Here is a 13,968-nt window from a genome sequence, read left to right on the forward strand (position 1 = left end):
CGTGGCGTGGGGAGGTGGCGCGTTGTCGGCCGTGCCGGAGTTGCAGCTACGGCAGATCGCCCGCTGGTGCGATCGGCGGGTGCCGAACCAGCTGCGCGACCAGGTGCGGGTCGAGTACCGCCTCCGCGGCCGCAGCATCACCATCGTCGAGTGCCGGCCGCCGTTCATGCCCGAACTCGGCCCCGACTGGACCGAGACCCGGGTCGCCCAGCTGCGCTACACCCCGCCCCCGCCGGACGGAGGCGAGTGGACCCTGCACTGGTCCGACAGCCACAACCGGTGGCACCCGGCCCCGGACGTGCCGGCCGCGTCCGGCCCCGGACCGCTGCTCACCACCATCGAGACCAATCCGCACGGCATCTTCTGGACCTGACCGCGCGTCGTTTCGGGCCGGCGCCGCGCACGCCGATACCGCCCCGCCGGCGCCGGGTCGGGCGGCGGGGCGCGGTGCGCACGACGACGAAGGGGCCCGCCGGTGTGGCGGGCCCCTTCGTCGTACGGAGCGGTCAGAGGCGGGCGAGCGCCTCGCGCAGCGGGTCGAGGCCGATCGAACCGAGGTCGAGCGCGGCGGCGTGGAACGCCTTCAGGTCGAAGTCGGCGCCCTTGCGCGCCTTGGCCTCCTCGCGGGCGGCGAGCCACATCCGCTCGCCCACCTTGTACGCCGGGGCCTGGCCCGGCCAGCCCAGGTAGCGCAGCAGCTCGAAGCGCAGGAACTCGTCCTCCATCCGGCAGTGCGCGCGCAGGAACTCCCAGCCCAGCTCCGGGGTCCACGTCTCGCCCTCGTGGAAGCCGGTACCGGCGGGGATCTTCAGCTGCAGGTGCATGCCGATGTCGATGATGACCCGGGTGGCCCGGAACGACTGCGCGTCCAGCATGCCCAGCCGGGCGCCCGGGTCGGACAGGAAGCCCAGGTCGTCCATCAGCCGCTCCGCGTACAGCGCCCAGCCCTCGCCGGAGCCGGACACCCAGCACAGCAGCCGCTGCCAGCGGTTCAGCAGCTCCGAGCGGTACACGGTCTGGCCGACCTGCAGGTGGTGGCCGGGCACGCCCTCGTGGTACACGGTCGTCACCTCGCGCCAGGTGGCGAAGTCCTCGACGCCGTTCGGCACCGCCCACCACATCCGGCCGGGACGGGCCCAGTCCTCGCTCGGCGGCGTGTAGTAGATCGCGCCGTCCGAGGTCGGCGCGATGCACGCCTCGATCGTGCGCACCGGGTCCGGGATGTCGAAGTGCACGCCGTCGACCGCCGCGATCGCCTCGTCGGCCTGCCGCTGCATCCACTCCCGGAACGCGTCCTTGCCGGCGATCCGGCGCTTCGGGTCGGCGTCCAGGGCCGCGGCCGCCTCGACGATCGAGCTGCTGCCGGGCACGATCTGGCCGGCCACCTTGCGCATCTCGGTCTCGATCCGGGCAAGCTCCTGCCAGCCCCACTCGTACGTCTCGGCCAGGTCGATGCTGGCGCCGAGGAAGTAGCGCGACGCCCGCTGGTACTTCTCCAGGCCGGCCGCGTCCGACTCGGCGGCGCGCGGCAGCAGGTCCCGGGTCACGAACGCGCCGAAACCGTCGACGGCCTGCCGGGCGCTCGCTGCGGCGGCGGCGAGGCGGGCACCCAGCGTGCCCTCGGCGCCGACCCGGGCGGCCAGGCCGCCGAAGAAGTCGTCCGTACCGGTCCATTCCTGGTACTGCTCGACGCACGCGGCGAGCTGCCGGCGGGACGCGACCCGGCCGGCGGCGGCGTCCGCGGACAGCGTCGTACGCAGCTGGTCGAGCGCCCGGGGCAGCTTCTCCAGCCGGGTCGCGACGTTGTTCGCCGCCTCCTCCCCGGCCAGCGGCATCAGGTCGAACGTCTGCCGCAGCCCGTGCACCGGGCTCGCGATCACGTTCATCTCGCGGTCCTCGCCGGCGTCGGCGATCTCGACCTCCAGGCCGAGCCGCTCCTGCATCGCCGCCTTGGCCGCGCGTTCCCGCTCGTCCGCCGGCTCGACGCCGGCCAGTTCGGCCAGCACCCGCCGGTTCAGCTCGGCCCGCGCCGCGTACCCGTCCGGGGTCAGGTCGGGCATTTCGTCGTCGTGGCCGACCACGCCGGCCTCGGTGGCACCGGCCGGATCAAGGGCGGCCCAGTCGTCCACGTACCGGTCGGCAATCTCGTCAATACGTCCCACGGCCCGGACAGTACGCGACCGGGCTGCTTCCGCACTCCCCGTTATGGCCTTCCGTTATGGCCGCTCGGCCGTACCGGAACCGGGTCGATGCCCGACCCGGACGTATGGCCGGGCGGCCGTGCCGGTGCCCGTGCTGGCGACCGACCGGCTCGCCGCGCTGCGCGCCGAGCACCCGGTCGGACGGCCCGGCAGCTGTTCGGCCGTACCCGGTACGGCCGGCTTGCGGGGCCGACCGCCGGCGGGGCCCGGCTGCGCCGGCGCCTCGGGCCGGGGGCGGATCGACGCCGACCGGCGGGTGGCTCAGCCGCGCCGGCGACCGGTCCACTCCAGCAGCCGTTCGACCGGCCAGGTGTCGACCACCCGGTCCGGGTCGATGCCGCAGGCCGCGGCGCGGGCACACCCGTACGGCAGCCAGTCGAGCTGGCCGGGCGCGTGCGCGTCGCTGTCGATGGAGAACAGGCAGCCGGCCTCGATCGCCAGTCGCAGCAACCGTTTCGGCGGGTCCAGCCGCTCCGGCCGGCAGTTGACCTCGATCGCCACGTCGGCCGCCGCCGCGGCGGCGAACACCCGTTCGGCGTCGAAGTCGCTCTCCGGCCGGTGCCGCTTGCCGGTCACCATCCGGCCGGTGCAGTGGCCGAGCACGTCCATCTGCCCCGAGCCGATCGCGGCGAGCATCCGGCCGGTGACCACGTCCCGGCTGCCGCGCAGTCCACTGTGGAGGCTCGCGACGACGACGTCCAGCTCGGCCAGCAGCGCCGGCTCCTGGTCCAGCGTGCCGTCCGCGTCGATGTCCACCTCGATGCCGGTCAGCAGCCGGAACGGCGCCACCGCCGGCGCCAGCGCGCGGATCTGGCCCAGCTGGGCCCGCAGGCGGTCCGCGGACAGGCCGTTCGCCACCGTCAACCGGGGCGAATGGTCGGTGATCGCGAGGTAGTCGTGGCCCAGGTCGATCGCCGCCGCCGCCATCTCGGCCAGCGGCGAACCGCCGTCCGACGCGTCGGTGTGGCTGTGCAGGTCACCGCGCAGCAGGGCCCGCAACGCAGCACCGTCCGCGTCGACGGACCGGCCGGCGGTGGCGAGCAACCGGCGCAGGTACACCGGCTCCTCGCCGCGCAACGACTCGACGATGCAGCGTTCGGTGACCGCGCCGATGCCCGGCAGCTCCCCGACGGTACCGGCGGCGACCCGCGCGTCGATCTCCCCGGCGTCGAGGTCCGCCACGGTGCCGGCGGCGCGCCGGAACGCGCGCACCCGGTACGTCGCCTCGCCGGCGCGCTCCAGGAGGAACGCGATGCGCCGCAGATCCGCCACCGGATCGCGCGCCCCCTCCGTACCCATCCGCCGATCCTACGGTCGTCCCGGCTCCGACGCCCCGCCGACGATCGAGGAGAGCGACGCGCACCGGGCGCCGCCGGGATCGTCGATCCCGGGCTGGCGCCGGTCGGGAGCGTCGTCTTGGCATGGCCCCCGGTCGGGAGCGTCGATCCCGGGCTGGCGCCGGTCGGGAGCGTCGTCTTGGCATGGCCCCCGGTCGGGAGCGTCGTCTCGGGCTGGCGCCGTCGGGAGCGTCGATCATGGAGTTGGGTACGCGAGTCGCGGCCAGGCACGCCGCCGCGACCCCTGATCGACGTGGGTGCCGGCCTCAGGTCCTTGGACTCGGTGGGGCGAGGGCTCGCCACGGTAGGAGGAGCGGCGGACGCCGGTACGGTGGCAGGATGCGGACGATCGACTGGGTGTCCGACGCGGACGGGCCGGCGATCGAGATCGTCGACCAGACCGCGCTGCCGGACACCACCCGGATGTTGCGGCTGCGGACCACCACCGAGGTGGTCGACGCGATCGCGCGCCTGGCGGTACGGGGAGCGCCGGCGCTCGGCGTCGCCGGCGCGCTCGGCGTGGCCCTCGCCGCCGCCCGCCACGCAACGAGCCCCGCGCCCGCTGCCCGCGACGCAGCCAACGCCGCTTCCGCCCGCGGCGCCGCGCCCGCTGCCCGCGACGCAGCCAACGCCGCGTTCGGTGACGCGGTCAGCGCGGCGTCGGCTGTCCGTGGCGCACACAGTGCCACGTCCGCTGGCCATGACGCACACAGCGCGGCGTCCGCTGTCGGCGACGCGCACAGCGCCGCGTCGGGTCGGGTCGGGGAGCGGTTGGCCGCCGACGTCGAGGCGCTGCGCCGGGCCCGGCCGACGGCGGTGAACCTGGCTCGCGGGGTGGACCGGGCCGCGGCCCGGATCCCGGCCGGACCGGACGCGGTGCTGGCCGAGGCGCTGGCCCTGCGGGACGAGGAGATCGCGAGTTCGCAGGCGATGGCCGCCCGGGGTGCCGACCTGGTGACCGAACTCGTCGGCCCGTCGGCACGGCTGCTGACGCACTGCAACACCGGCGGGCTCGCGACCGTCACCGGGGGTACCGCGCTGGCCGTCGTCACCGAGCTGCACCGGCGCGGGGTGCTGGCCGGGGTGATCGCGTCGGAGACCCGGCCGCTGTTGCAGGGCGCCCGGCTGACGGCCTGGGAACTGCGGGAGGCGAAGGTACCGTTCCGGGTCGCGGTCGACGGTGCCGGACCGTTCCTGATGGCGCGCGGCGAGGTCGACGCGGTGATCCTCGGCGCGGACCGGATCTGCGCCAACGGCGACGTGGTGAACAAGGTGGGCAGCTACGCGCATGCGCTCGGTGCCGCGCGCGCCGGCATCCCGTTCCTCGTGGTGGCGCCGGAGTCCACAGTGGACGAGGCGACCGCGACCGGCGCGGACGTACCGATCGAGGACCGGCCGGCCGGCGAGGTGTTGGCGTTCGCCGGGCACCGCACGACCCCGGACGGTGCCGAGGCGGCGAACCCCGCGTTCGACGTCACCCCGCACGACCTGATCACCGCGATCGTCACCGACCGCCGCATCATCCGCCCCAGCGTGCGCTGATCGAGGGGTGCGCCCACTTCCGCTGCCGATCCCGGAGCCGGGCGGCACGCCGGGCCCCTGATCGGGTGGCTCGGCGCGGGGGACGGCGGTGAGCTGTGATCCGGTGGCTCGGCGGGGGAGGACGGCGGTGAGCTGTGATCCGGTGGCTCAGCGGGGGAGGACGGCGGTGAGCTCGGTGCCGGTGATGTCGGTGAGCCAGCCGCCGGCGCGGCCGAGTGCCAGCAGGGCGTCCCGCTCGGGCGGTACCGGGACGGGCCGGCCCGCGGTGGGCGGCCAGTCGGCGCGTACCGCGTGGCCGGTGCCGAACCACGGTTCCAGCGCCGATGCCGACGCCGGCGGGTCGAGCGCGGCGCGCGCCGCGGTGAGGTCGGCGATCAGCCGGTCGAGGGCGGCGCGTACCGCGGGGGCGTTCGCGGCGCAGATGTCCGCCCACAGCGCGGGTGCGCTGGCCGCGACCCGGGTACCGTCCGCGAACGATCCGGCCGCCAGGCTGGCCGGTAGCGGCCCGGCAGCCTGCGCGGCGAGCGCGGTGGCGGCGAGGTGGGGCAGGTGGCTGACCCGGGCGACGGCGTCGTCGTGCTCGGCGGCGGTGGCCGGTACCACCCGGGCGCCGAGCGAGCGCGCGAACTCGGCGACGGCCAGCCAGTCGGCGAGCACGGTCGGCTCGTCCAGGCACAACACCCAGGGCCGGTCCTCGAACAGCGCGGCGTCGCCGGCGGCGAAGCCGGACAGCTCCCGGCCGGCCATCGGATGACCGGCGACGAACCGTACGCCGGCGGGCCGGGCCGCGGCGAGCGCGGGCTGCTTGACCGACGCCACGTCGGTGACGATCCCGGGGTGGCCGGCGAGGGGGCCGAGCACCGCGGGCAGCGCCGCCGGTGGTACGGCGAGCACGATCAGGTCCGCGCCGTCCGCCGCCGTGGCGGGCGAGTCGTCGATCCGCCAGCCGCCCGGGGCCGGATCGCCATCCTCCCGCCCCGAGGTGCCGGCCTCGCGGGCGGCGGCGCGGGTGGCCGGGTCGTGGTCGAAGCCGCGGCAGTCGTGACCGGCGCGGGCGGCGGCGCGCAGGATCGAGCCGCCGATCAGGCCGAGGCCGATCACCGTCACGGTCCGCCGCGTCACGCGCAACAGCGTGGCACAGCGGCGCGTCGCGCGAACCGCTGACCCCGAAGAGGGCAGATTGTGACCATACATTCACAATCTGTTGCTTCGGAGGGTTCATGCGAGCGTCGATCAGCCTCCTGACGAGGCGGCGTACGGCCGTCCGGCCGACCGGCACGCGCCGGAAGGCCAGCGGGCGCGTGGCGTTCGCCTCCCGGTTGCGTCCGGCGCGCCGGGCCGGCGTCCGCGGGGCCGGCGTGCGCGGAACCGGCGTGCGCGGAACCGGCGTGCGCGGAACCGGCGTGCGTGGGGCCGCGGCGGCCGTCGCCGCCGGGGTGACCTTGGTGCTCGCCGGTACCGCGCCGGCGGGCGCCGCGACCGCGACGGTGTCGGCGACCCCGCAGTCCGCCACGCCGGGGTTCGACGACCAGGTCCGGGCCGTCGCGTACAGCGGGGACACGATCTACCTCGGCGGCTCGTTCACCGTCGCGGTGGCGAACGGCAGGCGGGTCGCGCGCGGGTACGTGGCCGCGGTCGACGCCGCGACCGGCGCGCTGACCGGCTGGGCGCCGGCGGTGAACGGTCCGGTCACCGCCCTGGCGGTCAGCGGCGGCTCGGTCTACCTGGGCGGCTCGTTCACGACCGTCGGCGGCCGGGCGCACCGGCACCTGGCCAGGGTCGCCGCCGCCGGCAGCGGCGCGGTCGACGACACGTTCCGGCACAGCACCTCCACCGCGCCGAACGCGCTCACCGTCGCCCGCGGCCGGCTGTACGCGGGCGGTACGTTCCGCAGCGTGGACGGGGCCAGCCGCGCGCACGCGGCCGCCTTCGACCTGTCCGGCAACACCCTGGACGCCTCGTTCCGGCCCGACCTGGACGGCACCGTCCACAGCATCGCGGTGTCCGGCTCCCGCGTGTACCTGGGCGGTACGTTCGGCGCGGTCGACGGTGCCGGCGGGCACGCCCGGCTCGCCGCGGTCTCCGCCACGACCGGTGCGCTCGACACCGGCTTCGCCGGCCACGCCGGGTACGCCGTGCATCACGTCACGATCGCCGGCGACACCGTGTACGCGGCGATGGCCGGTCCCGGCGGCCGGCTCGCGTCGTACGACCGGTCCGGCCGGCTCCGCTGGACGCTGACCGCGGACGGCGACCTGTCCGACGTGACGGTGCTGGACGGGGTGGTCTACGCCGGCGGGCACTTCGATCACGCGTGCACCACCGCGCGGGTGGCGAACACCAACGGCGACTGCCTGGACGGCAACCAGCGCCGGCAGAAGCTGTTCGCCGCCGATTCGTCCGGGCGGCTGCTCGGCTGGGCGCCGCAGGCCAACTCGACGGTCGGGGTGATCGTGCTGGCCGCGTCGGCGTCCCGGCACTCGCTCGCGGTGGGCGGCGCGTTCACCACGTTCGGCGACACGCTGGCCAAGTCCCGATTCGCCCAGTTCGCCCGCTGACCGGCGCCGTCGTCGGGGCCGCCCGCCGTGCGGTACGGCCCCGGTACGCTTCGGTCTGGGAGGTCCGCACCGAGTGGCATCGGCGCCGACGATCCGTTCTGCACGGGGCTCCAAGGGAGGTGGGCATGGTCGAGCGCAGCCAGCGGCCGGACGGGTCGGACGACCCCGCCGGCTGGGCGCCACCGGACACGCCGCCCTCGTCGTACGGGGCGGGGCTCGCCGCCACCGACCGCCCGGCCGACGGCGCCGGCACCCACCCGGCGCCGGTCCCGGCCGGCCCGACGGGCTGGCCGGCGCGGCGGCCCTGGCCGGCCGCCGGACGCCCCGCGGGCGGCCTGCCGGCTCCCGCCGCCTACCCGACCGGGCACCGTCGCCCCGGCCCGCCGCCCGGCTGGGACGGCCCGGGGCCGGCGTGGCCGGCACCCGGCCCGCATGCCGGGAGGCCGGGGTGGCCGCGTCCCGGGGTGCCGTGGACGCCGGCGGCCATCCCCCCGCCCCGGCCGTACTATCGCGAACCGCACCCGATCCGGGCCCGCGCGGTGTGGGCCGGGATCGGTTCGACCGTCGTCTGGTTCGGCATGTTCGCCGCGATCAGCTGGTCCGCCCGGGCGTACGCGTGGAGCGCGCTCGGCGCCGCCGCGCTCGCCCTGCTGGCCGCCCTCGCGCTGCTGCGGTACGGCGACCGCGGTGTCGCGGTCGGTGTGGCCGCCACCGCCGGCTGCTGTCTCGGTATTGCCGGGATCGTGACGGTCGTCAGCGCTTTCACCGGGCACTGGCTGCTTTGGTGATTTCGCCGCGCTGTTCCGTTGCACCCTCTAGGGTCTGTTTCGGAGTCCCGCGTGCCGGCTGCGGCGGCCCCGTTTGCCCGCTCGCGGCGTTGTCGGACAGCCCGTGTGCAAGCCCGGCACACGAACTGCCCTCCGCCTTGCGAGCAGACAAACGGGACTCGCCTCGCTCGGCCGGGGGCTCCGAAACAGACCCTAAGGTCGCGGTTCTGGGGAGGTCCTGCGCGGGGGTGCCGGCTGGCAGGAACGTCGCGCCGGGCGCGGCGGCCTTTCCCGTGCGGACCTCGCGGACCGCTATTCGGAGGTGTCAGTGGAACGGCCGTGTCCGGCCGGCACCGCGACGGACGGTACCGGAACCAACCCGGCAGGTTGCCGGATGCGTACCCACCGTGTGGGGTCGACTGCAAAACCGCGCCCGGACTTGACGCTGGCCGCGCCGGCCCGGCACATTCGCGGCATGCCCCCATGAAGTTGCAGCGGCTCGACCCTGAGCGGCGACGCCGGCGACTGCAGCTGCTCGCCGAGCTGTCCGACGCGAAGGCACTGCGGGACCGGGTCGCCCCCCGCCGGGCCCAGGTCGACCGGCTGCGCGAACTGATCGCCACCCGCCGCCGCCGCGAGGCCGTCTAGGACCCCGCCGAGCGAGGCTCCTCCGGGCCGCGGACGTCGAACGGCCCCGAGTCTCGATTCCCGGGCCGGCCACCGTCGCCGGCCGTACCGCGTCCGTCGTTCGACCCGGACGCGGACGTTCTCGTACCCCGGGTCGCGAGCGGCGCCGGACCGCCGTGAAACAGAACCCGGCGCGGGGTCTGCGTTCCCCGCGCTTCGGTCTACGATTTCGCTGTGGCCGCACCGCCGGTCAGTGACCTGCCGTACATCCGACGGCCGGGCTGCTGACGGCCCGGGGCGCCCACACACAATCTCCGTGAGACGTCGGCTCGGTGTTCCGCCGGGCCGGGCGTCGATCATCTCCTACACGTGCCCCGGGGGGATCGTGTCGTACTTCGCTGTCGCGGCGGCTCGCGGACCACGCGACTGGGCTGTCTCCGAGTTGGATCTGGGTCGGCCGGCCGACCTGGCGGACGTGGAGGACGTCGCCGACCTGCTGCGCGACGTGGACGTCGACGCGTCCGTGTCGCTGCTGTTCGTCGAGGTCGACGACGAGTACCTGGCGGTGCTGCGCCTGGACGAGGGCGAGGACCTGCGGGTCTTCGGCTCGGATGCGGCGTTCGTGGACGAGTCGCCGCTCGGCGCCGTGCTGCTGGGTGACCAGGACCGGCACGACACGATCGAGCTGCCGGACGAGGACGACGACTACGAGGCGCCGGAGCAGCCGGCCGGCAACGCCGACGACATCGAGCCGGTCGGCGACTCCGACCTCCTCGCCGATCTGGGCATCTCCGGCCAGAAGCTGGTCGAGCTGTGCGCCGGTGAGGGCATGATGCCGAGCGACGTGACGACCGAGATCTGCGCGGTTCTCGGCTGCGCCGACGCGGTCGAGGAGCTGCGCTGAGCCTGCCGCCGGCCAGCCACCCCGAGCTGATGCGACGCGCGCTCGCGGTGGCGGCGGCCGCGCCGGCCGGCGACGTACCCATCGGTGCGGTCGTCGTCGACGCGGACGGGGTGGAGCTCGCCGCGGCGGCCAACGAGCGCGAGGCGGTCGGCGACCCGACCGCGCACGCCGAGGTGCTGGCGTTGCGCCGGGCCGCGGCGGCGGTCGGCGAGTGGCGGCTGACCGGCTGCACGCTCGCGGTGACGCTGGAGCCGTGCACGATGTGCGCGGGTGCGCTGGTCCTGGCCCGGATCGACACGCTGGTGTTCGGCGCCTGGGATCCGAAGGCCGGCGCGGTCGGCTCGCTGTGGGACGTGGTGCGTGACCGCCGGCTCAACCACCGCCCCGAGGTCTACCCCGAGGTGCTGGCGGACGAGTGCGGCGCCCTGATCCGTACCTTCTTCGGCCGCTGACCTGCGCTTCGGAGGATGGGACGCGGCGGGGGCGGTGCCGGGGCGGCCCGGGCCCGGCGGCACCATGGGTGCATGACCGACCGTGAGGTACGGGCCGTCGCGCCGCTGACCGCCCCGCCGGACGCCGAGGTGCCGGCACCCGGCTCGAAGAGCGTGACCAACCGGGCGCTGCTGTGCGCCGCGCTCGCCACCGGTACCAGCACGCTGACCGGTGCGCTGTTCGCCGACGACACCGCGGCCATGGTCGGCGCGCTACGCGATCTCGGCGTCGCGGTGGACACCGACGAGTCCGCCGCCCGGATGGTGGTGCACGGCGTCGGCGCCGCGATCGGCGACGGCACCGGTCGCGCGACCGTGGACGCCCGGCAGTCCGGTACCACCTCGCGGTTCGTGTTGCCGGCGGCGGCGCTGACCGCGACCCCGGTGGTGGTGGACGGGTCGGCGCAGCTGCGGGCCCGGCCGTTCGGTCCGCTGCTGGAGGCGCTGGTCGAGCTCGGTGCGTCGGTGCGACCGCTGGATCGCCCCGGGTACCTGCCGGTCGAGGTCGCCGGTCCGCTGACGGCGCGGGAGGTGACCATCCCGGGTCACCTGTCGAGCCAGTTCCTGTCCGGGCTGATGCTCGCCGCGCCGCTGCTGCCGGCCGGCCTCGCCGTACGGGTCGCGACGCCGCTGGTGTCCGTGCCGTACGTGCGGATGACGGGCCGGGTGATGGCCGCGTTCGGTGCGGGGGCGGACGTCACCGAGACGCTGGTGTCGGTGCCGGCGGGGGCGTACTCGGCGACCGAGTACCCGGTCGAGCCGGACGCGAGCGCCGCCTCGTACCTGTTCGCCGCGGCGGCGCTCACCGGCGGCCGGATCACGGTGCCCGGGTTCGGCGCCGACCCGCTGCAGGGTGACGTGGCGTTCGTCGACCTGCTGGCGAAGATGGGCGCGCAGGTGGAGCGGGGCGCGGACGAGATCACCGTGCGCGGCACCGGCACCCTGCACGGCATCGACGTCGACATGGCCGACATCTCCGACACCGCGCAGACGCTCGCCGCGGTCGCGGTGTACGCGGACTCGCCGACCCGGGTGCGTGGAATCGGCTTCATCCGGGGCAAGGAGACCGACCGGATCGCCGCCGTGGTCACCGAGCTGCGCCGGGCCGGCATCGACGCCACCGAGGACGAGGACGGCTTCACCATCCACCCCGGGCCGCCGCGGCCGACGACGTTCCAGACCTACGACGACCATCGGATGGCGATGAGCCTGGCCCTGCTGGGCCTGCGCAGCCCGGGCATCGAGATCGCCGACCCCGGCTGCGTCGCCAAGACGTTCCCCACCTACTTCGAGGTGCTCGACTCGCTCCGCTGACCGCGCTCCGCCGGTGGGCGGGCCGCGGTCAGGCCTCGGCGGTGACGGTGTCGAGGGCGATCTCGACCATCTGGGAGAACGAGCGCTCCCGGTCGGCGGCGGGCAGCGCCTCGCCGCGGACGATGTGGTCGGACACGGTCAGCAGCGCCAGCGCGCGCACGTCGAACTTGGCCGCGAGCGTGTACAGCGCCGCCGCCTCCATCTCCACCGCCAGCACGCCGTAGCCGGCGAGCCGCTCCGGCAGGTCCGGCCGGTCGGTGTAGAACACGTCCGCGGACAGCACCTGGCCGACCTTGACGTCGATGTCGCGCCCGGCCGCCGCGTCCACCGCGCCGCGCAGCAGCCCGAAGTCGGCCACCGGGGCATAGTCGATCATGCCGTCGAACCGCTGCCGGTTGATCGCCGAGTCGGTGCTCGCGCCGATCGCCGCGATCACGTCCCGCAGCTGCAGCGAGTCGGCCAGCGCACCGCAGCTGCCCACCCGTACCAGCGTCTTCGCGCCGTAGTCGTTGATCAGCTCGTGCGCGTAGATGGAGATCGACGGGATGCCCATCCCGGAGCCCTGCACCGACACCGGCACCCCCCGGTACGTGCCGGTGAAGCCGAACATGTTGCGCACGGTCGAATAGCAGGTCGCGTCGGTGAGGAAGGTCTCCGCGATCCACTTCGCCCGCAGCGGGTCGCCGGGCATCAGCACCCGCTCGGCGATCTGCCCGCGCTCCGCCCCGATGTGCGTACTCATGATCACTCCAGTTCCGCGCGGCGCCCCGGATGCAGAGACCGGCGCGCCGCCGTACCGGCCCGAAACGAGCAGTGAGACCAAAACTGGGACCACAGACAGAACGCCGGGTCTGCCTCTTCCGAGGCGCCCGGCGTTCTGCCTGTTCAGGCGCGGTGGTGGTGGGATTTGAACCCACGGAGGGCGTGAACCCTCACACGCTTTCGAGGCGTGCTCCTTAGGCCGCTCGGACACACCACCGCGAAGGACTGTACCGGATGGGCCCGAGCCGGCTTCAGTCCCCCGGTGCTCAGGCGGCTGCGGTGGTCGCGGCGCGCACGGCGTCGCCGAGGCGGGACAGGGCCTCGGCGAAGTCGGCCTCGGGCAGGTTGCCGAAGCCGAGCCGGAACACCCGGTCCGCCTCGCCGAAGGTGCCGCCCGGCTCGACCCGGGTGTCCAGTTCGGCCAGCCGCGCGTAGAACGCGGGTACCGCGCCGTCCGGGATCCGTTCCGGGGACAGCCGGACGCAGCACAGCGCGCCGCCGTCCGGCCGGACCAGGTCGACCGGCATGGTGTCCACCCAGCTCGACAGCGTCGCGAGGGTACGGGTGAGCAACGCGGCGCGCGGGGCGAGCAGTTCGCGCTGCCGGCGCAGTACGGCGGCGCCGAGCACCTCGTCGATCCGCGCACTGGACAGCGCGGTGACGAACTTCGCGTTCCGCAGCCGCTCGTACGGCTCGGGGTCGGTGCAGGTGAGCCAGCCGAGCCGCAGCCCCGGCGCGCCGTGCGCCTTCGACAGCGACGAGCAGGTGACCACCCGGGGCGACAGCGTCGCCGCGGACGGCGGGACGGGCGTGGCGCCGTAGGTGGAGGCGCGGTACGTCTCGTCGACCAGCACGATCGCGTCGGGTGCGGCGCGTTCGGTGACCGCGGCGAGCAGCGCCGCGAGCTCGTCGTCGGTGTAGCGGACGCCGGCCGGGTTCTGCGGCGAGGCGAGCGAGACCAGCCGGGTCGTGTCGGTGAGCCGGTCGGCGACGGCGTCGACCGGCAGCCGGTACCCGTCGTCGAACCGGCCGGACACCACGTCGACCTCGGCGCCGAGCCCGGCCGGCACCGTACTGGCCGGGGGGAAGCAGGGGCCGACGACGAGGACCCGGCCGGGGCTGCGGTCGAGGGCGAGCAGCGCCATCGCGCCGGCGGCACCGGTCGTCACCAGGACCTGCTCCGGGCGTACTCCGGTGTCGGCGGCGACGAGCGCCCGCAGGTCGGCGTCGCCAGGCGAGGTGCCGTAGCCGAGCGTCAGCGCGGCGAGTTCGGCCGGGTCGATGATCTCGTCGACCCGCAGCGCCGGGCAGGTGCTTTCGGCCAGGTCGTACCGGACCGAGACGTCGATGAGGTTCGACATCGTGCTGAGTGGGAACCGTGCCATGGCGCCGATCCTGGCGTGCGGGGCAGCGGCCGCCAAGGGCCAATCCACGCCCGCTGGCCCTCGCGCGGACCGCTCCGGCG

13 protein-coding genes and 1 tRNA gene are annotated in these 13,968 nt (G+C 75.2%); 8 read left to right on the plus strand and 6 right to left on the minus strand.

The annotated features are described in order from the left end of the window. The first annotated feature begins 31 nt into the window (after window positions 1–31). On the plus strand, window positions 32–373 hold the full coding sequence (locus Asera_RS07810; RefSeq protein ID WP_244844159.1) for a DUF3024 domain-containing protein: 342 nt from the start codon (window positions 32–34) through the stop codon (window positions 371–373). 133 nt (window positions 374–506) lie between these two features. On the opposite strand, the gene Asera_RS07815 is transcribed toward Asera_RS07810, so the two are convergent. After that, window positions 507–2,162: a DUF885 domain-containing protein gene (locus Asera_RS07815; protein ID WP_030447748.1), complete on the minus strand. Its 1,656-nt coding sequence runs from the start codon at window positions 2,160–2,162 to the stop codon at window positions 507–509. A gap of 300 nt (window positions 2,163–2,462) precedes the next feature. Further along, complete coding sequence (locus Asera_RS07820) at window positions 2,463–3,500, minus strand: PHP domain-containing protein (protein ID WP_030447749.1); 1,038 nt, start codon at window positions 3,498–3,500, stop codon at window positions 2,463–2,465. Window positions 3,501–3,877: 377 nt separating this feature from the next. Between Asera_RS07820 and mtnA the strand changes: the two genes are divergently transcribed. Then, entirely contained in the window at window positions 3,878–5,080 is a 1,203-nt protein-coding gene (gene mtnA, locus Asera_RS07825; protein WP_035297527.1) for an S-methyl-5-thioribose-1-phosphate isomerase, read from the plus strand. Window positions 5,081–5,227: 147 nt separating this feature from the next. Here mtnA and Asera_RS07830 read toward each other — a convergent pair whose 3' ends face one another. After that, complete coding sequence (locus Asera_RS07830; protein WP_244843783.1) at window positions 5,228–6,202, minus strand: prephenate dehydrogenase; 975 nt, start codon at window positions 6,200–6,202, stop codon at window positions 5,228–5,230. 281 nt (window positions 6,203–6,483) lie between these two features. On the opposite strand from Asera_RS07830, the gene Asera_RS07835 reads away from it, so the two are divergent. From Asera_RS07835 to aroA, 6 genes are all read left to right on the plus strand, one after another. Further along, window positions 6,484–7,638, plus strand: a complete 1,155-nt coding sequence (locus Asera_RS07835) for a PQQ-binding-like beta-propeller repeat protein (RefSeq protein WP_030447752.1) — start codon at window positions 6,484–6,486, stop codon at window positions 7,636–7,638. Between the two features lie 125 nt (window positions 7,639–7,763). Further along, window positions 7,764–8,426 carry a hypothetical protein gene (locus tag Asera_RS07840; protein WP_035297528.1) on the plus strand — a complete coding sequence of 221 codons (663 nt, stop codon included), beginning with the start codon at window positions 7,764–7,766 and terminating at the stop codon, window positions 8,424–8,426. A gap of 462 nt (window positions 8,427–8,888) precedes the next feature. Beyond that, the gene (locus Asera_RS07845; RefSeq protein ID WP_212804530.1) at window positions 8,889–9,053 is read left to right on the plus strand and encodes a hypothetical protein; all 165 of its coding nucleotides are present in this window, start codon (window positions 8,889–8,891) and stop codon (window positions 9,051–9,053) included. A 364-nt stretch (window positions 9,054–9,417) separates the two neighbouring features. Beyond that, window positions 9,418–9,936 (plus strand): tRNA adenosine deaminase-associated protein, encoded by a 519-nt coding sequence (locus Asera_RS07850; protein ID WP_030447754.1) that lies wholly within the window; start codon window positions 9,418–9,420, stop codon window positions 9,934–9,936. A gap of 29 nt (window positions 9,937–9,965) precedes the next feature. Next, complete coding sequence (locus tag Asera_RS07855) at window positions 9,966–10,388, plus strand: nucleoside deaminase (protein WP_030447755.1); 423 nt, start codon at window positions 9,966–9,968, stop codon at window positions 10,386–10,388. A gap of 72 nt (window positions 10,389–10,460) precedes the next feature. Next, entirely contained in the window at window positions 10,461–11,741 is a 1,281-nt protein-coding gene (gene aroA / locus Asera_RS07860; protein WP_030447756.1) for a 3-phosphoshikimate 1-carboxyvinyltransferase, read from the plus strand. A gap of 28 nt (window positions 11,742–11,769) precedes the next feature. Here aroA and deoD read toward each other — a convergent pair whose 3' ends face one another. From deoD to Asera_RS07875, 3 genes are all read right to left on the minus strand, one after another. Further along, the gene (gene deoD, locus Asera_RS07865) at window positions 11,770–12,483 is read right to left on the minus strand and encodes a purine-nucleoside phosphorylase (protein ID WP_030447757.1); all 714 of its coding nucleotides are present in this window, start codon (window positions 12,481–12,483) and stop codon (window positions 11,770–11,772) included. Between the two features lie 150 nt (window positions 12,484–12,633). Beyond that, window positions 12,634–12,720: transfer RNA gene (locus Asera_RS07870), tRNA-Ser, on the minus strand. A 49-nt stretch (window positions 12,721–12,769) separates the two neighbouring features. Next, the gene (locus tag Asera_RS07875) at window positions 12,770–13,888 is read right to left on the minus strand and encodes a pyridoxal phosphate-dependent aminotransferase (RefSeq protein ID WP_030447758.1); all 1,119 of its coding nucleotides are present in this window, start codon (window positions 13,886–13,888) and stop codon (window positions 12,770–12,772) included. Between the last annotated feature and the right edge of the window lie 80 nt (window positions 13,889–13,968).

It is taken from the genome of Actinocatenispora sera, assembly GCF_018324685.1.
In the GTDB taxonomy this organism is placed as follows: domain Bacteria; phylum Actinomycetota; class Actinomycetes; order Mycobacteriales; family Micromonosporaceae; genus Actinocatenispora; species Actinocatenispora sera.